General features: G+C 64.1%; 15 protein-coding genes. 8 read left to right on the top strand and 7 right to left on the bottom strand.

Annotated features, from left to right (window positions below; translation table 11 throughout):
* Positions 1 to 102 precede the first annotated feature (102 nt).
* Positions 103 to 930 carry a ferredoxin--NADP reductase gene (locus AC1DPX_RS04010; RefSeq protein ID WP_477234727.1) on the bottom strand — a complete coding sequence of 276 codons (828 nt, stop codon included), beginning with the start codon at positions 928 to 930 and terminating at the stop codon, positions 103 to 105.
* Between the two features lie 220 nt (positions 931 to 1150).
* Between AC1DPX_RS04010 and AC1DPX_RS04005 the strand changes: the two genes are divergently transcribed.
* From AC1DPX_RS04005 to AC1DPX_RS03990, 4 genes are all read left to right on the top strand, one after another.
* Positions 1151 to 3235 (top strand): hydantoinase/oxoprolinase family protein, encoded by a 2085-nt coding sequence (locus AC1DPX_RS04005; protein ID WP_477234725.1) that lies wholly within the window; start codon positions 1151 to 1153, stop codon positions 3233 to 3235.
* 17 nt (positions 3236 to 3252) lie between these two features.
* Positions 3253 to 4995, top strand: coding sequence for a hydantoinase B/oxoprolinase family protein (locus AC1DPX_RS04000; protein ID WP_477235746.1), 1743 nt, complete (start codon positions 3253 to 3255; stop codon positions 4993 to 4995).
* A gap of 111 nt (positions 4996 to 5106) precedes the next feature.
* Positions 5107 to 5880, top strand: a complete 774-nt coding sequence (locus AC1DPX_RS03995; protein WP_202356923.1) for an ABC transporter substrate-binding protein — start codon at positions 5107 to 5109, stop codon at positions 5878 to 5880.
* A 67-nt stretch (positions 5881 to 5947) separates the two neighbouring features.
* On the top strand, positions 5948 to 7063 hold the full coding sequence (locus tag AC1DPX_RS03990) for an aminomethyl transferase family protein (protein WP_477234723.1): 1116 nt from the start codon (positions 5948 to 5950) through the stop codon (positions 7061 to 7063).
* A gap of 23 nt (positions 7064 to 7086) precedes the next feature.
* Here the strand turns inward: AC1DPX_RS03990 and AC1DPX_RS03985 are convergent, their stop codons facing one another.
* Positions 7087 to 8991: a BTAD domain-containing putative transcriptional regulator gene (locus AC1DPX_RS03985; protein ID WP_477234721.1), complete on the bottom strand. Its 1905-nt coding sequence runs from the start codon at positions 8989 to 8991 to the stop codon at positions 7087 to 7089.
* A gap of 119 nt (positions 8992 to 9110) precedes the next feature.
* On the opposite strand from AC1DPX_RS03985, the gene AC1DPX_RS03980 reads away from it, so the two are divergent.
* Positions 9111 to 9317: a hypothetical protein gene (locus AC1DPX_RS03980; RefSeq protein WP_202356920.1), complete on the top strand. Its 207-nt coding sequence runs from the start codon at positions 9111 to 9113 to the stop codon at positions 9315 to 9317.
* Positions 9318 to 9369: 52 nt separating this feature from the next.
* Here the strand turns inward: AC1DPX_RS03980 and AC1DPX_RS03975 are convergent, their stop codons facing one another.
* The 5 genes from AC1DPX_RS03975 to AC1DPX_RS03955 form a co-directional block, all read right to left on the bottom strand.
* The gene (locus tag AC1DPX_RS03975; protein WP_202325122.1) at positions 9370 to 10026 is read right to left on the bottom strand and encodes a methionine ABC transporter permease; all 657 of its coding nucleotides are present in this window, start codon (positions 10024 to 10026) and stop codon (positions 9370 to 9372) included.
* Positions 10007 to 11095 (bottom strand): methionine ABC transporter ATP-binding protein, encoded by a 1089-nt coding sequence (locus tag AC1DPX_RS03970; protein ID WP_477234719.1) that lies wholly within the window; start codon positions 11093 to 11095, stop codon positions 10007 to 10009. Before AC1DPX_RS03970 ends, AC1DPX_RS03975 begins: the two co-directional genes overlap by 20 nt.
* An 85-nt stretch (positions 11096 to 11180) precedes the next feature.
* Positions 11181 to 12026: a MetQ/NlpA family lipoprotein gene (locus tag AC1DPX_RS03965; protein ID WP_477234717.1), complete on the bottom strand. Its 846-nt coding sequence runs from the start codon at positions 12024 to 12026 to the stop codon at positions 11181 to 11183.
* 254 nt (positions 12027 to 12280) lie between these two features.
* A complete protein-coding gene (locus tag AC1DPX_RS03960) occupies positions 12281 to 13768 on the bottom strand; it encodes an aldehyde dehydrogenase (RefSeq protein ID WP_477234715.1) in 1488 nt (495 codons plus the stop codon).
* A gap of 78 nt (positions 13769 to 13846) precedes the next feature.
* Positions 13847 to 15295, bottom strand: coding sequence for an APC family permease (locus AC1DPX_RS03955; RefSeq protein WP_477234713.1), 1449 nt, complete (start codon positions 15293 to 15295; stop codon positions 13847 to 13849).
* A 174-nt stretch (positions 15296 to 15469) separates the two neighbouring features.
* Between AC1DPX_RS03955 and AC1DPX_RS03950 the strand changes: the two genes are divergently transcribed.
* Genes AC1DPX_RS03950 through AC1DPX_RS03940 form a run of 3 tightly spaced genes read left to right on the top strand, consistent with a single transcriptional unit; the run spans position 15470 to position 18179 of the window.
* Positions 15470 to 16240 carry an IclR family transcriptional regulator gene (locus AC1DPX_RS03950; protein ID WP_202356914.1) on the top strand — a complete coding sequence of 257 codons (771 nt, stop codon included), beginning with the start codon at positions 15470 to 15472 and terminating at the stop codon, positions 16238 to 16240.
* A complete protein-coding gene (locus AC1DPX_RS03945) occupies positions 16240 to 17520 on the top strand; it encodes a Tm-1-like ATP-binding domain-containing protein (protein ID WP_477234711.1) in 1281 nt (426 codons plus the stop codon). The genes AC1DPX_RS03950 and AC1DPX_RS03945 overlap by 1 nt, the downstream gene beginning before the upstream one ends.
* Positions 17517 to 18179, top strand: coding sequence for an HAD family hydrolase (locus tag AC1DPX_RS03940; RefSeq protein ID WP_202356912.1), 663 nt, complete (start codon positions 17517 to 17519; stop codon positions 18177 to 18179). Before AC1DPX_RS03945 ends, AC1DPX_RS03940 begins: the two co-directional genes overlap by 4 nt.
* Positions 18180 to 18199 lie beyond the last annotated feature (20 nt).

Below are 18199 nucleotides of genomic sequence, written 5' to 3'. Positions count from 1 at the left end.
GCTTCACGAGTCCTCAAGCGAGGCATAGCTGAAAAAGGCCGCAAAAGCAGCTAGTTTTTGACCGCATGGTCAAAATACGGGTTTGAGGTGCCGGCGTCCGGCTCAGYCGACGAAGGCGCGCTCGACGACGAAAGTCGCGGGATGGCTGAGCGAGCCTTCCTGGAAACCGAGGCTTTCGGCGAGTTCCTTGACGTCCTTGAGCATATGCATCGAACCGCAGATCATGATGCGGTCGGTCTCCGGATTGAGCTTCTCGATGCCGAGGTCGGCGTAGAACTTGCCGGAACCGATCAGCGCGGTGATGCGGCCCATGCGAGCGGATTCTTCACGGGTCGTCGAATTGTAGAGCGTGACGCGCCCTGTGGTCAGTTCGCCGATCAGCGGGTCGTTCTCCAGCGCCGCCACCAATTCCTGGCCGTAGGTCAGCTCGGCATTGTCGCGGCAGGTATGGGTCAGGATCAGCTGGTCGAATTTCTCATAGGTGTCGGGGTCGCGCAGCAGGCTGGCGAAGGGCGCGATGCCGGTGCCGGTCGAGATCATGAACAGCCGCTTGGCCGGGGTCAGCGCGTCGACCACCAGCGTGCCGGTCGACTTCTGGCGCATGATGACGGTGTCGCCGACCTGGATCTTCTGCAGTTCCGAGGTTAGCGGGCCATCCGGCACCTTGATCGAGAAGAATTCCAGCTCCTCGTCCCAGGCTGGGCTTGCTACCGAATAGGCGCGGAACACCGGCTTCTCTGCATTGGGCAGGCCGATCATGACGAACTCGCCGGAGCGGAAGCGCAGCGACTGCGGACGGGTGATGCGGAACGAGAACAGCCGGTCGGTGTAATGCTTCACCGAGACGACGGTTTCGGCATAGACATTGGCCGGTATAGGGAACTGCAGCGGGCGGGCGCTGGCGGTGTTGAAGGCGGATGTGGTGTTCATCAAATCCAACTTTCTGGCCCAACCAAGGACGCGGGCGCGAAACTTTCACCTGCGCGCCCGGACCGTTCAGGTCCCGGCGTGCTGCTCGCACACTCCAAAGCGGTAAGCTCTTGTGTCCGGAATTTATTAGTATACAAACGATATTTGCGTCAAGATACCGTCGCGAAACACCTTTCCAAACTGTGCCATATCCGTAGTCCCAGCATTTCGGGTTTCGACAATGAAAGAGAATTTTTCGGTGCAGCCGCCGGATTCCCTGGGCAGCGTCGTGGCCGGCATCGATGTCGGCGGAACCTTCACCGACCTGCTTCTTATCGACGGCAAGCACGGCGGCAAGGTGCATATCGCCAAGACCCCGACGACGGTCGACAACCAGGCCTTCGGCGTGGTTTCAGCACTTGGCGCTACCGGATTTGCGATCGACGGCATCGACCTCATCGTGCATGGCACGACCACCACCACCAACGCGGTGCTGGAGCGCCGGCTGGCCAAGACCGGCATGATCACCACGCGCGGTTTTCGCGACGTGATCGAGCTTGGCCGGCGCACGCGGCCGCAACCCTATGGAATGACCGGCACTTTCGTTCCCGTCATTCCGCGCAACCTCAGGCTCGAAGTGTCGGAGCGCGTCGAGGCTTCCGGCGCGGTGCGCATCCCGCTCGACGAAGCTGAAATGCGCGAGGCGGTGAAGGCGCTGATCGCGGCCGGCTGCGAATCCCTCGTCATCCATTTCCTGCATTCCTACGCCAACCCTTCCCATGAGCGTCGCGCCGCCGAAATCGCCGCCGAGCTCTGGCCGAACGGCTACATCACCACGGGCCATGCGCTGCTGTCGGAAGCGCGCGAATTCGAGCGCGGCGTGACGGCTTCGGTCAACGCCTCCGTGCAGCCGATCCTCGAGCGCTATGTCGAACGGTTGCGCAAGGAACTGGCGGCCAAGGGCTATGCCCGCGACTTCCTGATCATGAACGGCAATGGCGGCATGATCTCGGCCCGCTTCGTCACACGTGAATCGGCCAAGACCGTTATGTCTGGCCCGGCCTCCGGCGTCATCGCCGCCGCCTATACCGGAAAGCGCGCTGGCTTCGAAAACCTCGTCACCTATGACATGGGCGGCACCTCGACCGACGTCGCGCTGATCCGCAACGCCGAGCCGGCAGTCTCCAACGAGATCGAGATCGAATATGCCATGCCCATCCACGTGCCGATGGTGGCGGTGCACACGGTCGGCGCCGGTGGTGGGTCGATTGCCCGCGTCGATGCCGCCGGCCTGATTCAGATCGGCCCGGAAAGCGCGGGCGCCAATCCCGGCCCGATCTGCTACGGCCGCGGCGGCCTGGAGCCGACCATCACCGACGCCAATCTGGTGCTCGGCCGGCTGGCGCCGAAGAAGCTGCTGGCCGTCGACAACCCGGTCACATCGGAACGTGTCACCGGTATTTTCGAGGACAGGATCGGCAAGGCGACCGGCCTGTCCGGCGTCGAGGCGGCGGGCGCGGTGCTTAGGCTCGGCAACATGAAGATGGCCGGCGCCATCCGCATGGTGTCGGTGTCGCGCGGTCATGACCCGCGCGATTTCGCGCTGTTCGCCTTCGGCGGCGCCGGACCGCTGCATGCCACCGCACTGGCACGCGAACTCGGCCTGCCCCGCGTGCTGGTGCCGGCGCGTCCGGGCATCACCAACGCGCTCGGCTGCGTCGTTGCCGATCTGCGCCATGACTTCGTCAACACCATCAACCAGCCGGTGGCGGTGCTCGATGAAGCCCAGCTTCACAAGGTGTTGGAACGGCACCGAAACGAAGGCGAGGAGCTGATTGGCAAGGAGGCGGTGAAGCCGGAGACGATCCGCGTCACCCATTCCGCCGACATGCAGTTCGTCGGCCAGACCCACATCATCAACGTGCCTCTGCCGTCCTCAACAATCAGTCGCAACGAGCTGCAGGCGCTGTTCGAAAAGGCCTATTTCGCCCGCTTCAAGGTCGAGCTGCCGGAAATCCGCGCCAACCTCGTCAACCTCAACACTTCGGTGACCGGCGTGCGGCCCGCGATCGACCTGTCGCGCCTGATCGATCCGGCGGGACGTGCCAAGACACTCGAAGAAGCGCGGCGCGAGATCCGGCCGGTCTGGTATGCGGGCCGATGGCATGACACGCCGGTATATGCGCGCGAAAAACTGCCGCTCGATGCCGTCATCGAAGGCCCGGCGATCCTTGAACAGATGGACGCCACCACGGTGCTTGAACCCGGCGACCGCGCCCGCTCGGACGCCGACGGCAACATCATCATCGACATTGGCGAGGCCTGAGAATGCCTGACATTGATATGGCAAAGCTCGACGCCATCACGCTTTCGGTCCTCCAGGCCGCGTTGCAGCAGGTCTGCGACGAGATGGACCTGACATTCTCACGTGCCGCTTTCTCGCCGGTCATCGCCGAAGCCAATGACCGCTCCGACGGCATCTATTCGGCCGTCGACGGCTCGCTGATCGCGCAAGGGTCGCAGGGCCTGCCGGTGTTCGTCGGCGTCATGCAGTATTCGACGAAGACGGTGATCGAGATGATCGCCGACGGCCGTTGCCTGCCGCCGGAGCCCGGCGACATCTACATCGTCAACGACCCTTATCTCGGCGGCACGCATCTGATGGATGTGCGCTTCGCCATGCCGGTCTACCGCGACGGCAAGATTTTCTGCTGGCTGTCCAACACCGGCCATTGGCCCGACATTGGCGGTTCGGTGCCCGGCGGCTTTTCCGCGTCCGCGACCGCAGTCGAACAGGAAGGCCTGCGGCTGCCGCCGGTGAAATTGTTCAAGAAGGGCGTGCTCGATCCCGAGATCTACGCCATCATCTGCTCGAACATCCGCGTCGCCGACCAGCGCATCGGCGATATCAGGGCGCAGGCTGCCGCGCTGCTTATCGGCCAGGACCGGCTCAATGGAATCCTGGATCGTTACGGTGACGAAACGGTTGTCGAGGCGATCGCCGAACTGCGCCGCCGCGCCGCCGAGCAGATGCGCGCCAACATCGCGGCCATTCCCGACGGCACCTATCATTCGAAGGCCTTTGTCGATTCCGACGGTGTGGTCAACGAACCGCTGACCATCGCCCTTGCGGTGGGGAAACAGGGCGACACGCTGACCTTCGATTTTTCCGGTTCGTCGAAACCCTGTGCCGGGCCGATGAACAGCGTGCTGGCGACGACCCTGTCCTCGGTCTATCTCGCCATGCGCCACATTTTCCCGGACGTGCCGATCAGCGCCGGGGCCTTCGAGCCCTTGATCGTCAAGCGGCCGGAAGGCACCTTCCTCGACGCGAAGTATCCACGGCCGGTGTCCGGCTGTGCGGCGGAAGTCTCGCAGCGCATCGCCGAGGCGGTATTCGCGGCCATGGTGCAGGCGCTGCCGGACAAGGTGACGGCGGCGCCCGCCGGTTCCAGCGGCAATTTCGCGCTGGGCGGCAACGATCCCGTGCGCGGCCGCGATTACGTCATGTACCAGATCTCCGGCGGCGGCTATGGCGGCAATTCGAGCCATGACGGCCTGACCAACGGCTGCTCGACCATCGGCATCTCCAAATCGCCGCCGGTCGAGATCATGGAGCAGGCCTTTCCCGTGCTCTACCGCCACTATGCCTTGCGCGAAGGCTCGGGCGGCGCCGGCAAGCATCGCGGCGGCTTCGGCCTCGCCTATGAGGTCGAGATCCTGCGCGGCGACGCGCGCGCCTCCTTCGTCATGGATCACGGCCGTTTCGGCCCGCAAGGCGCGCTTGGCGGCAGCGACGGCGAGCCCAACAGCGTGACCGTCTTCCGTGGCGGCGTGGCGCATGTGCCGCCGCATCTGTCCAAGGAGCAGGACATCCCGCTCAAGGCCGGCGACCGGGTGCGCGTCGGCACGCCGGGCGGCGGCGGTTACGGCGATCCGCGCGAGCGGGACGCCGATCAGGTGCAGCGCGATGTGGCGCTGGGGTACTACACCTCGGAGGAAGCCAGCCAAAAATTCGGCGTGGTCCTGTCGGCAGGCGATCTCGCCGTTGACCGGGAGGCGACGGCCAAGCACCGCGCCGGCTAACACACTCGCCATGGCGCTCACAGCGCCGTGATCGCCGCAGCACATGTCGCTTCCGTCTCCGCCGCGCGCATGAAAGCCCGTAGACTTCGCCAGTCAACGGAGATCTGGAACATGCGTCTTTTCGGTCGTTTCGTGCTTGCCGCTTCCGTCGCTCTCACCCTCGCCACCGGCGCCGCCAGCGGCCAGGACAAGCTCAGGATCGGCACCGAGGGCGCCTATCCGCCCTTCAACTATGCCAGTGCCGACGGCACGCTGGGCGGCTTCGACATCGACCTCGGCAAGGCGCTGTGCGCCGAAATGAAGGTCGAGTGTGAATTCACCGTGCAGGATTTCGACGGCTCGATTCCCGCGCTGCAGGCCGGCAAGTTCGATGCCATCATCAACATCACCATCACGCCGGAGCGGGCCGAGAAGGTCGAGTTCACCCACAAATATTACCAGACGCCGCCGGCCATCGCCGTGCCGAAGGATTCGACCATTGCAGGCACCTCGCCGGACGATCTGAAGGGCAAGGCACTCGGCGTGCAGACCGCCACCATCCACCAGAAATTCGCCGAGCAGAAATATGCGGGTTCGACCGTCAAGGCCTATCCCACGGGCGACGACGCCCGCACCGACATGGCCAATGGCCGCCTCGACGCGATGATGGACGGCTCGATCATCCTGACCGAATGGCTGAAGAAACCCGACGGCGCCTGCTGCAAGCTGCTCGGCACGCTGACGGCCGATCCCGCCATTCACGGCCCCGGCGTCGGCATCGCCCTGCAGAAGGGCAACAAGGAACTGGCCGACAAGTTCAATGCCGCCATCGACGCTCTGCGCGCCAGCGGAAAATACAAGGAAATCAACGACAAATATTTTGCCTTCGACGTCTACGGCAACTGAGACTGAAAACAAAGGCCTTCGGCGGTGTCGGTCAGCGCCGCCGTTTTTCGTGATCATGGAGACCTTCTTGGCTGAGCGGCGTTCCCCTTTCTACAGCAGCATCGTCGGATTGGGCGCGACCATGGGTCGGGTCGGCGGCGATTTCATCTCGGCCAAATACTATTCCGGCATCGCCGACGAGCACCTGAACACCCGCGCGAATGTCGGCGTCCAGGATCTCAGCACCATGGGCAAGATGGACATCAAAGGGCCGGAGGCCGAGGCGCTGGTCAACCATGTCATCGTCAACGACGCCGCGGCGATGAAGCCGGGCCAGGTCCGTTATTCCACGGTCTGCCGCGAGGATGGCGGCATCATGGACGACCTCACCGTGTTCCGGCTGGGACCGGAGCATTTCATGCTGGTCACCGGCTCGGTCAACCGGCTGAAGATGCTGCCCTGGCTGCAGCATCATGCCCAGGGCCGCAAGGCCTATGTCACCGACATCACCGCGGCGATCGCCTTCCCGACCATCCAGGGCCCGCGCTCGCGCGAATTGTTGAAGGCGCTGATCTCGGATGCCGATCTCGACGGCCTGAAGCGCTGGGCATTCACGTCAGGCCATGTCAACGGCACGCGCGTCCTGATCTCGCGCACCGGCGTGACGGGCGAACTCGGTTTCGAACTGTTCGTGCCGGCCGACGAAGCCGCCTCCGTCTGGGCGGTACTGATGCGGACAGGGGCGGACTTCGGCCTGAAACCCTATGGCGTGCTGGCGATGTTCACGCTCGGCCTGGAAAAGGCCTATCCGGCGCATGGTATCGACATGGACGAGAGCCGGACGCCGTTCCATGTCGGCCTCGACCGCTGGATCAAGTTCGACAAGGGCGATTTCATCGGCCGAGAAGCGCTGCTCAAGATCCGCGACAAAGGCCTTGATGAGCGCTGGACCGGCCTGATCCTCGACGGCGACAAACCGGCCGCGACGGATGCCAGGGTTTTGGCCGATGGCGAGGATGCCGGCATCGTCACCTACAGCGACCACGGCTATTCGCTAGGCAAGGTGCTGGCGACCGCGCATCTGCGGTTGCCCTTCACGGCTGTCGGCACCGAACTCAGCATCGATATCGACGGCAAGCCGACCCGCGCGGTCGTGGCGCCGATGCCGTTCTTCGACCCGGAAGGGGTTAGGCTGAGAGGCTAGCGCGTCTTACGGAAGATCGTCGCTCATCCATCGGGTATGCCGACGGCAAGCAGGTCTCTACGAAGATCCTCAAGGATCTTTGGGTCACGATAAGGATCGATCAAGATGGCGCTTACGGTCGCATCGGGCCTTGCCGCGAGGCACTGTTCGGCTGCTTGAGCGGCGAGTTGCTCGTCGCCCATTCTCCAATGGCAGACCGCCAGAAACGCATGTGCCCAGAATGCGTAGGAATGGAGGTTCCGGTAGGAGGCTATCGCCTCGGGATAGCGTCCGAGAACCAGGAGAACCTGTCCGCGCAGATCCCAGAACCAATCGTAATTCAGGGGATCACGCGCGATACAGACGTCCAGGTCGAACAAAGCTTCCTCATGCCGACCGAGATAGCTCCAGCACAAGCCCCGTATCGCTCTCGCCCGGGTTTCGTTCGGATTGAGGTTCACACCCTGCTCGAGATGCAGCAACGCCTCCTCCAATTGTCCCATGAAGATAAGCGTGTGACCGACCGCTGTATGGCTCCATGCCTGTTTCGGCTCAAGTTTTAGAGCACGCAGACCGTGGCTAAGAGCGATCTTGAGCGTGTTCCCGCCCCCCTCGAGCAGCCATTTGCTTGTGAGCACAGTCGCCATCATTGCATGGATGGTGGCGACATTCGGGTCGAGTTCGATCGCCCTGGCAAGGTAAGGCTCTGCTTCCAGGGTGGTGTCATAGCGAACCATCAGGACGCGAGCCTGAAGATACAGATCGTAGGCATCGAGCTGGGTGATCGGAAGGCGCCGTATCTTCTCCACACCCGAGGTTCGGATTGTGCCGATGACGGTGATGGCGACACTTCTGGCGATCTCTTCCTGGAGCTCAAAAATATCTGTCAACTCCCGATCGAATCGATCGGCCCAGATTTGATTGCCGGATCTGGCCTCTATGAGTTGCGATGAGATCCTGACCCTGTCGCCGGCACGGCGAATGCTGCCCCGAAGCAGGTAGTCGACGGACAGTTGCTTCGCGATCGTGACGGCATCGACAATCTTTCCCTTGAACACAAAGGAGGAATTGCGGGCTATGAGATGAAGTTCGCCGAATCGCCCCAGTTCGGTGATGATGTCCTCGGTGACGCCATCGCTGAAATACTCCTGGTTGGGGTCGCTGCTCATATTCTCGAATGCAAGAACTGCAACGGCTGGCCCGCGGCTTGAAGCGCCACCGGTCTGCGGTTTGGGCGTCTCGTCCATGCTCCTGCGCAACAGCCGAAGCTCCTCGCCTGGCTCCAGATCCAGTTCGCGCTTCAGCAACAACTTGCAGGTCTCATACTGCTTGATGGCGAGCGCGGCCTGACCCAGGGCGATATGCGCCCGCATCAACGCGACATGCGACGGCTCCCGCAGCGGATCAAGAGCAACCAGCCGTTCGCAAATAGCAACGCGCTCGATGCCGCTCTCCGATTCCGCCAGAAGCTGGAACGCATCGATTGCCCGCAGGGACAGGTCGGCACGGACTTCGCGAAGCCAGTCCTCGAAAGCGTTGTCAAACGTGCTCAACCCATCGAGAAAAGGGCCGGCATATAGGGCGGCGGCCCGCCGCAGTTCAGCGATGTCACGGCTCGCGGATGCAGCCTCGAATTCAGTCACGTCGATGGTGAAGAGCTTCGGATTGAGCGCGACACGATCCCCGACCAGGGCCAAGGCATCCGCTCCCAACCCGGTAAAGTCCTTGCGGATAGCGGCCAGGGCTTGCCGCAGACTGTCCCTTGCCTGCTCCTCACCTCGATCGCTCCATAGAAGAGCAGCCAGCTTGTGACGCGTCGCCTCCTGGTTCGGCGCTACGGCGAGGACGCCCAGAAGCGCCCGGTTCTTCTTGGCGCGCACCTCCAGGGTTTCCCCGTCATGCGATGTCAGGCGAAAACCACCCAGGAGATCGAGCCGCGCCAAGCTCATCGCGATTTACCCTGAATTTCAGCGTTTTCCGCGATTTTCACGAGGCTTTTCACAGCCGTCTCACGCCCCGAATTCGATGCTGCCCCTCGCAACTAAACAACATCTGAGAGGAAACACCAATGTCGGTCGTCACAGAGGTTCTGGGAAAGGCAGGCGGGACTCTTAAGAAGAGGCTGTTGAAGTGGCCGAAATTCCGTCTGGGTCGCTTCTTGTGCAGCATAACCGAGGCATACGCCTCGGCGACCTGGAAGGCCTATAGCGCGGCGACCGGTCTCGATGAGAATAGTCCCGGGCGGCGCTCCGATGAGGGCTGCGACAAGTACTGAACGTCTTCGCCCGAACGCGGCGACGCAGGAGTCACGTCCGTTGGCTTGTACGTCACCCCCGTCGATCCAGCCGCGCGACCAGACGGTCCCCCGCCCACTGGATGCCGCAGACCAGGATGATCAGCACGATGACGACGGCGATCATCACCGACGTCTCGAAGCGCTGGTAGCCATAACGGATGGCGAGGTCGCCGAGGCCGCCGGCGCCGATGGCGCCGGCCATGGCCGAGGCGCCGATCAGTGTCACCAGCGTTACCGTGAAACCGGCGACGATGCCGGGGAGCGCCTCGGGCACAAGTACTTCGCGGATGATCGTCCAGCGGTTGCCGCCCATGGCGCGTGCCGCTTCGATCAGGCCGTGGTCGACCTCGCGCAGCGACACTTCGGCGATGCGCGCATAATAGGGCGTGGCGGCGATCGACAGCGGCACGATGGCAGCCCAGGTGCCGATCGAGGTGCCGACGATCAGCCGCGTCAGCGGGATCAGCGCCACCAGCAGGATGATGAACGGCACCGATCGGAAGCCGTTGATGACGGCGCCGAGCACGCGGTTCACCCACAGGCTCTCGGCGATGCCGCCGCGTTCGGTGGCGATCAGAGCGAGACCAAGCGGCAGGCCGAAGACCAGCGAGATCAGGCCGGAGGCGGCCGTCATCAGCACCGTCTCCCAGATCGACCGCAGCAGAAGCTCAAACAGGATTGGCGACATGGCCAAGCACCTCCACCCGCGCCTGGCGGGCCTTCAGGAATGTAATCACTTCGGCGAGATGGCTTGCATCGCTGCCGGGAACGGACAGAAACAGCGTGCCGACGGGCTGCTGCTGGATATGGTCGATGCCGCCATGGACGAGGCGGAAGGCGCCCGGAACGGCAATCGCCAGATCGGACAGCAGCGGGCCGGTTGCCGCTTCGCCCGCCACGTCCACGCGCAGGATCGTCTCCGCGCCGGAAGCCGGCAGCAGCCGCGCCGCCAGTTCGGTCGGCAGCTGCGGCCGGATGGCGCCGAGCAGGCTTTTGGTGATGTCCGACTGCGGATCGGCGAACACCGACCAGACCGGCCCTTGCTCGACGATGCGCCCGGCATCGATCACCGCCACGCGGTCGGCGATCGAGCGGATCACCTCCATCTCATGCGTGATCAAAAGGATGGTCAGGCCAAGCTGCCGGTTGATATCCCTGAGCAGCGTCAGAATGGAGCGTGTCGTCTCCGGGTCGAGCGCCGAGGTCGCTTCGTCCGACAACAGCAGCGCCGGTCGCGCGGCCAGCGCACGGGCGATGCCGACGCGTTGCTTCTGGCCACCGGATAGCGATGCCGGATAGGCCTTGGCCTTTTCCGACAGGCCGACCAGCTCGAGCAGTTCGGCCGCCCGCGCCAGCCGTTCGGCCTTCGGCCTGCCCTCGATCTTCAGCGGCAGCGCCACATTGTCCTCGACGGTCTTGGCCGACAGCAGGTTGAAGTGCTGGAAGATCATGCCGATGCGCCGCCGCAACGGCTGCAGGTCGCGCTCGCCGAGCCGGCTGATCTCGCGGCCCTCGATGAACACCTCGCCGGAATCCGGCCGCTCGAGCCCGTTCAGGCAGCGGATCAGCGTCGATTTGCCGGCGCCGCTGCGGCCGATAATGCCGAGGATCTCGCCCTTGCGCACCGTCAGCGAGATGCCGTCGATCGCCGGCGTGGCGCCAAAGCGGCGCTTCAAATCGACAAGGCGCACCACGTCCTGTGGTGGTGCGCCGGCCTTGTCGGCGGCCTCGGCGGCTACGGTGAAATGCTGGTTCATACGCGGATCCCGAAATGCGATTGCGGCCCGCGCATTGCGCGGACCGCCTTCCCGATCAAAGCAGGCATATCAATGCCGGATGGTCTCAATAGGCGCTGAGGCCGGTGCCCTTATAGACCTTGTCGAATTCGGCCTTGACCGCGTCGTTCTGGTAGGACGCGACCAGCGTCTTCACCCAGCCTTCGTTCTCATTGCCGACCTTGACCGCGATGAAGTTGCGGTACGGATTGTCTGCTATCGGCTCCTGCGCGATGCGGTTTTCCGGTGTCAGGCCGCTTTTCAGCGCCCAGTCGGTGTTGACCACGGCGGCGTCGAGATCCTCGACCGAGCGGCCGACGATGCCGGCGTCAAGCTCCTTGATCTCGACCTTCTTGGGGTTTTCGGCGATGTCGGCGGTGGTGGCCAGGATGCCGGTGCCATCCCTGAGCTTGATCACGCCCTCATTCTGCAGCACGCGCAGCGCCCGGCCTTCATTGGACGGGTCGTTGGGGACGCCGATGACCGCGCCTTCCGGCAGGTCGGCGACCTTCTTGAACTTCTTGGAGTAGAGGCCGATCGGCCAGACGCCGGTATAGCCGACGCGCACGATGTGATAGCCCTGCGTCTTGATCTGGTTGTCGAGGTAGGGCTGGTGCTGGAAGGCGTTGGCGTCGATCTCGCCGCGCTCGAGCGCCTCGTTGGGCTGGGTGTAATCGTTGAACACCACGGTCTCGATGGTCAGGCCCTTTTCGGCGGCCTGGGCGACGACGACGCGCCAGACATCCTCGTCCTCGCCGCTGATGATGCCGACCTTGATCGCCTTCTTGTCCTCGGCGAAGGACGCATGCGGCGCCATCAGGCTGCCGACCGCGACGGCCGATGCGAACAGCAGAGCAAGGCCGCCGCGCGGGTTGATGGTTGACCAAAGGGAAGAGGACAAAGTGTTCGACATGGTTGATCTCTGCGGTTGTGAAGTCATGGCAGCAAGGCGGATTGCCTAGGCTTGACCACATCGTCAGAAATTCTATCGATTTTATCAAAGAACGCCTTTCGCCATTCTCGTTAAAGCCGGGAATATTCTCTCAAAAATTTCAGGAGCGGGAGCACAAGACGGCGCCGGATCGACCACGGCGGCGCCGCGCTGCGATCCCATACACCTTGGACGGCAAGATCAGTTTCGGCGCGATCCCGATACCGCCACGGTCCTCAAAGCGCGATCCAGGCCGTCTTGAGCTCGAGGTATTTCTCCAGCGCGTGCAGTGACTTGTCGCGGCCGAAGCCGGATTGCTTGACGCCGCCGAGCGGCACGGTGATGTCGGCGCCGCCATAGGCGTTGACGTGGACGACGCCGGCATGGATGGCGCGCACCATGCGGTGCGCCGTGGACAGGTTTGATGTCCACACCGCCGAGGCCAGCCCGTAGACGGTCGAATTGGCGAGCCGCACGGCCTCTTCCTCGGTGTCGAAGCGCATGACGCCGAGCACCGGCCCGAACACCTCTTCGCGGGCAAGCTGCATGTCCTGCGTGACATTCTCGAAGATCGTCGGCGCCATGTAGCTGCCGCCGGTCTCGGCCAGAATCCGCTCGCCGCCGGTGACCAATCTGGCGCCTTCTTCCCCGGCCCTGGCGACGAAACCGAGATTCTTGTTCAGCTGTTCCGCGCTCGACACCGCGCCGATGTCGCTGGTGAGATCGAGCGGATCGCCGACCTTCAGCCGCGTCGTGGCCGAGAGCAGTTCGTCCATGAAACGGTCATAGACCGAGGATTGCACAAGCAGGCGCGAGCCGGCGACGCAAACCTGGCCGGAATTGCGGAAAATGCCGTTGGCCGAGACGACCGCTGCCTGCTTCAAATCAGGCGCGTCGGCAAAGACGATGTTGGGCGACTTGCCGCCGAGTTCGAGGAACACGCGCTTCAGATTGGAGCGGGCGGAATAGTCGAGCAGCCGTCGGCCGACCGGCCCCGAACCGGTGAAGGCGATGGCGTCGACATCCATATGCAGGCCGAGCGCTTCCCCGGTGACGGCGCCCCGGCCGGTCACGACATTGAGCACGCCTGCGGGAAGCCCGGCCTCGGCCGCCAGTTCGGCCAGCCGCAGCAGCGTCAGCGAGGCGATCTCCGGCGGCTTGACCACCACGCAATTGCCGGCGGCAAGGGCGGGCGCGATCTTCCAGGCGCCGATCATCAGCGGGAAATTCCACGGTACGATGACGCCGACGACGCCGAGCGGCTCCTTGTGGATCAGGCCCAGCACGTTCTCGGCGGTGGGCGCGATCTCGCCATAGACCTTGTCGATCGCCTCGGCGTAGTAGCGGATGGTGCCGGCGGCCGACAGCGGCTCGGCCTTGTAGGCCATGCCGATCTCGGTGCCGTTGTCGCGCACGCCAAGCACCGCCAGTTCGTCGACATGCTTCTCGATCAGCTCGGCGAGTTTTGTCAGCACCTTCTTGCGGAAGGCGGGCGCGGCGCGCGACCACGAACCCTTGTCGAACGCCTTGCGTGCCGATGTCACCGCGCGGTCGACATCACTGGCATTGCCGTCGGCGATGCTGGCGAAGGTCCGGCCGTCGATCGGCGAAATGACGGGCAGCGTCGCGCCGGTTGTTCCCGCCGACTGCGCGCCATCGATGAACAGGCCGCGCGCGCCGATTTCTATGTTGCGCAGGGTGTTGATGGCATTCTGGCTGATCATAATTGTCTCGCCTGAGGTAAATGGATTGCAGGGCAGCGTGTTGCGCCGCCCTGCGTCGGTCTCGATACGATGTTTCGCTCAATCCTTCAGCGGCAGGCCGAGGCTCTCGAAAGCGACCGGGTCGCGGCCGCGCAAGGCGCCGGCCAGCAGCAGGCCGACCACCGCGGCGATCAGCACCAGCCCCGGCAGGAGCACGCCGAGGAAGCCGCCGGCCCCCGACAGGCTGCCGAAATTGATGACGATCAGGTAGATGATGACGACGAAGGCGATGAAGGTCAGCCCGGGCAGGATGGTGGTCTTCACCGCGTTCTCCTGCGCCGACGGGTTGGCACGGAAGTACATCACCACGGCGAGCGAGGCGACCGCCATCATGACGATGACGCCGAGCGTCGCGACATTGGTCAGCCAGGAAAACAGCGCCAGCACCGGGTCTAGGCCGAGCACGGCGAACAGGCCGACGACAACCGCCGCCAGAACGCTCTGGATGACCGAGGCGACATGCGGGCTCTGGTGCGCCGAATGCGTCACGCCGATCGACTGCGGCAACAGCTTCTCGCGGCCCGAGACATAGATGTAGCGGGCAACCGCATTGTGGAAGGCAAGCACGCCGGCGAACAGACTCGACACGAACAGGATGCTCATGGCGTGGGTCAGCAACGTTCCGGCGTAGCGGTCGGACAGGCCGAACAGGAAGGTCGTCGGATCCTGCAGGCCCTGCAGCGCCGGCAGCAATTTGTCGACGCCGGCGCCCACCGCCATCAGCCACGCGGTGACCATGTAGAAGACGCCGATCAAAAGCACCGAGAAATAGGTGGCGCGCGGAATGGTGACCTTCGGGTCGCGGGCCTCCTCGGCATAGATCGTCGTCGCCTCGAAGCCGATGAAGGCGGCAAAGCAGAACAGGATGGCGATGGCTGGCGCGCCCGAGGTGATCTGGCTCCAGCTGAACGGCGCGGCCGACAGGCCGCTGTCACCGCCGGTCTTGAGGATGGTCAGATCGAGGATCAGCACCACGGCGTATTCGCAGAGAACCAGAACCGTCAGGATCTTCGCCGAGAGGTCGACCTGGCGGTAACCGAGCACGGCGACGATGGCGATGGCGATGAAGCTCCACACCCACCAGGGCAGGTTGATGCCCCAGCCGGCGAAAAGCCCGGAGGTCGCGGCACCGAGCAGGCCCATGACGCCGATCTGCATGGCATTGTAGGAAAGGATGGCGATCAGCGCCGTGGCGCCGCCGGCGAGACCGCCGAGGCCGCGCGCGGCATAGGCATAGAAGGCGCCGGCATTGCCGACATGGCGCGACATGGCGACATAGCCGACCGCGAAGAGGAGCAGCAGCACCGTCACGATCAGGTAGGTACCGGCAAAGCCCGCGCCATTGCCCATCAGCATGCCGAGCGGCGTGCCGCCGGCTACCGCCGTGAGGGGTGCGGCCGCCGAGATCACCATGAAGGTGATGGCGCCGACACCAAGACTGTTCTTGCGCAGCCTGTTGGCCGGCGCCTGTTCCGAAACTGCTGTCATTGGTCCCTCCTGTTTCGCGAACACCGTTGTCCGCCGGCCGCTTGGCCTGTCCCATACGCTCTGGATGCCGGTTCATTATGTGAACCCTTATTTTGAATATAGACTTGCAAACAAAGCGGCTTCCTGTCAAGTTAATTCACACGTTAATTGATTGGCCCGTGCTTGGAGGCAAATGTGGGTACGGTCGGCAAGGCGATTTCACTTCTGGAGCTTTTCACCGTGGCTGAGCCCGAACTCGGGCTGACCGATCTGGCGCGCCGGTCGAGCTTCGACAAGGCGACGACGCGGCGGCTGCTGGTGGCGCTGACCAACCATGGCTTCGTCGAGCAGGACGCCGCCACGCGGCACTATCGGCTCGGCGCCGGCCTGTCGCGGCTGGCGCGCATCCGCGAGGCCCGCTTCCCTTTCCTGCAGACCGCGGTGCCGCTGGTGCGGGATCTTGCAAGTGCCACGTCCGAGACCGTGCATCTGTCGGAATTCGGCATCGACAGGCTGGTCACCGTCCATGTCGAACATCCCAGCTGGGCGAATCGCGTCAACATCGACATCGGCCAGCTCCTGCCCCTGCATTCGACCGCGTCGGGCATCGCCTATCTGGCTTTCGCCAGGGAAGAAGCCATCAAGGCCTGCCTTGCGGCACCGCTCGAAGCTTTCACGGCGCATACGCTGATCGAGCCGGCGGCCATCTCCCGTTCCATGGCCGAGGCGCGCGAGCGCGGCTACTCGATCTGCGATCAGGGCCTGGAAGAGGGCGTTGTTTCCGTTGCGTCTGCAATCCTGGCGGCGGACGGCTTCGCGCTCGGCACCATCGCGGTGGCGGCGCCCAAGGCGAGGACGACAAACGCCGACATCACGCAACGGGGACTTGCGGTCATGGCAGCGGCACGGGAGATTTCGATGCGCCTCAACGGCGACAATCTGCAAACCTTGAGGAGGCAGGCCTGATGCCCGCACAGATCGCGCCCCGCATCCTGGTCATCGGCACTGGCGACACCAAGGCCGACGAACTGCTGTTCATGAAAGCCTGCATCGAGGCGTCAGGCGGCAGCGCCGTGATGATGGATGTCAGCGTTCTCGGCAATCCGCCCTACAGCCCCGATCACGACAAACATGCCGTGGCCCGCGCCGTCGACGTCACCATCGAAGAGATCGTCGCCAGCGGTGACGAAAACACCGCCATGACGCTGATGGCGGGCGGCGCCGTGCAACTGGTGCGCCGGCTGCACCGGAATGGCGAGATCGACGCCTTCATCGCCATAGGCGGCTCGATGGGCACCGATCTGGCGCTCGATGTGGCGCTTTCCCTGCCGCTCGGCGTGCCGAAATTCGTCGTCTCCACCATCGCCTATTCGCACCTGATCCCGCCCGAGCGGGTGGCGCCCGACCTGATGATGATCCTCTGGGCCGGCGGGCTCTACGGCCTCAACTCGATCTGCAAGCTGGTCCTGTCGCAGGCCTGCGGCGCGGTCGTCGGCGCCGCCAGGATCGTGCTGGAGAGCCGCGCCTCGGCCCCGGCGATCGGCCCGACCATCGGCATGACCTCGCTCGGCAGCTCCTGCCTGCGCTACATGAAGACGCTGAAGCCGGCGCTGGAACGGCGCGGCTATGATGTCGCCGTCTTCCACACCACCGGCATGGGCGGCCGCGCCTTCGAATCGATCGCCGGCCAGGACCATTTCTGCGCCGTCTTTGACTTCAGCCTGCAGGAGATCACCAATCATCTCGCCGGCTCCGTCGTCTCTTCCGGCAGCGACCGGCTGGAAAATGCCGGCGCCCGCGGCATTCCGCAGATCGCAGCCCCCGGCGCGGTGGACATGGTCGATCTGCCAACCTGGCAGGATTTGCCGGCTAAATTTTCCGAGCGCCCGTTCCACGCCCATAACAGGCTGATCGCCTCGATCACCGTCGATGCCGACGATCGGCGTGAGGTCGCCAGGACCATCGCCGGCAAGCTCGCCGCATCGAAAGGCCGCTCCGCCTTCATCCTGCCGGCGGGCGGCATCCAGGAATGGGACATGCAGGGTGAGCCGCTCTACGAGCCGGAAGCGCTTGCCGCCTTCGTCGATGAAATGCGCAAAACCATTCCCGCCGGCGTCGAATTCCACGAGATCGACGCGCATATCAACAGCGACGGCTTCGTCACCAAGGCTCTCGAAATCTTCGACCGCTGGGTCGAGGAAGGCATCATTCCGCGCGGCATGCCGGCCAATGGGGTGGCCGCGTGAGCGCTATTGCCGCCCAGGCGCTCGTCCTCGATTTCGGCGGCGTCGTCACCCGCACGCTGTTCGAGACCCATGCCCTGACCGAACAGGCGCTCGGCCTGAAGCCCGGAACGCTGCAATGGCGCGGACCGTTCGATCCGGACAGCGACCCGCTGTGGCGCGCCATGCAGGCCGACGAGATCAGCGAGCGCGACTATTGGCGCACCCGGACCAGCGAGGTCGGTCGGCTCGTCGGCGAGGACTGGCAGGCGATGGAAACCTTCGTCCAGCGCGCGCGCGGCGCCGAGCCGGAAAAGGTGGTGCGGCCCGAAGCCGACCATGCCATCCGCGCCGTCCATGCCGCCGGGTTCCGTCTGGCGATCCTGTCCAACGAACTTGACCTGTTCTATGGCGCCGACTTCCGCCGGCGGTTGCCGCTGCTTGGCCTGTTCGACGTGATCGTCGACGCCACCTATACCGGCATCTTGAAACCTGACCCGCGCGCCTATCAATTCGTCACCGAAGCGCTCGGCCTGCCCGCCGAAGCCTGCGTCTTCGTCGACGACCAGCAGCGCAATGTCGATGGTGGCCGTGCCGCCGGCATGCGCACGGTGCATTTCGACGTTGCCCGGCCAGCGCTTTCCTATGCCGAAGCCCTTGCCCATTTCGACCTCGTCCCCTGAGACATCTGCGGAGCCTTCCG

The sequence above is a fragment of the Mesorhizobium sp. 01N446 genome, from assembly GCF_056399285.1.
Note: the sequence above shows the minus strand (reverse complement) of the source record. Positions and strands in the feature narration are given on the sequence as shown.

Bases quoted from the DNA above. Each gene is read 5' to 3' on its own strand.
- AC1DPX_RS04005 (WP_477234725.1), top strand. From the start codon at position 1,151: ATGAAAGAGAATTTTTCGGTGCAGCCGCCGGATTCCCTGGGCAGCGTC.
- AC1DPX_RS04000 (WP_477235746.1), top strand. From the start codon at position 3,253: ATGGCAAAGCTCGACGCCATCACGCTTTCGGTCCTCCAGGCCGCGTTG.
- AC1DPX_RS03995 (WP_202356923.1), top strand. From the start codon at position 5,107: ATGCGTCTTTTCGGTCGTTTCGTGCTTGCCGCTTCCGTCGCTCTCACC.
- AC1DPX_RS03985 (WP_477234721.1), bottom strand. From the start codon at position 8,991: ATGAGCTTGGCGCGGCTCGATCTCCTGGGTGGTTTTCGCCTGACATCG.
- AC1DPX_RS03980 (WP_202356920.1), top strand. From the start codon at position 9,111: ATGTCGGTCGTCACAGAGGTTCTGGGAAAGGCAGGCGGGACTCTTAAG.
- AC1DPX_RS03975 (WP_202325122.1), bottom strand. From the start codon at position 10,026: ATGTCGCCAATCCTGTTTGAGCTTCTGCTGCGGTCGATCTGGGAGACG.
- AC1DPX_RS03970 (WP_477234719.1), bottom strand. From the start codon at position 11,095: ATGAACCAGCATTTCACCGTAGCCGCCGAGGCCGCCGACAAGGCCGGC.
- AC1DPX_RS03965 (WP_477234717.1), bottom strand. From the start codon at position 12,026: ATGTCGAACACTTTGTCCTCTTCCCTTTGGTCAACCATCAACCCGCGC.
- AC1DPX_RS03960 (WP_477234715.1), bottom strand. From the start codon at position 13,768: ATGATCAGCCAGAATGCCATCAACACCCTGCGCAACATAGAAATCGGC.
- AC1DPX_RS03955 (WP_477234713.1), bottom strand. From the start codon at position 15,295: ATGACAGCAGTTTCGGAACAGGCGCCGGCCAACAGGCTGCGCAAGAAC.
- AC1DPX_RS03945 (WP_477234711.1), top strand. From the start codon at position 16,240: ATGCCCGCACAGATCGCGCCCCGCATCCTGGTCATCGGCACTGGCGAC.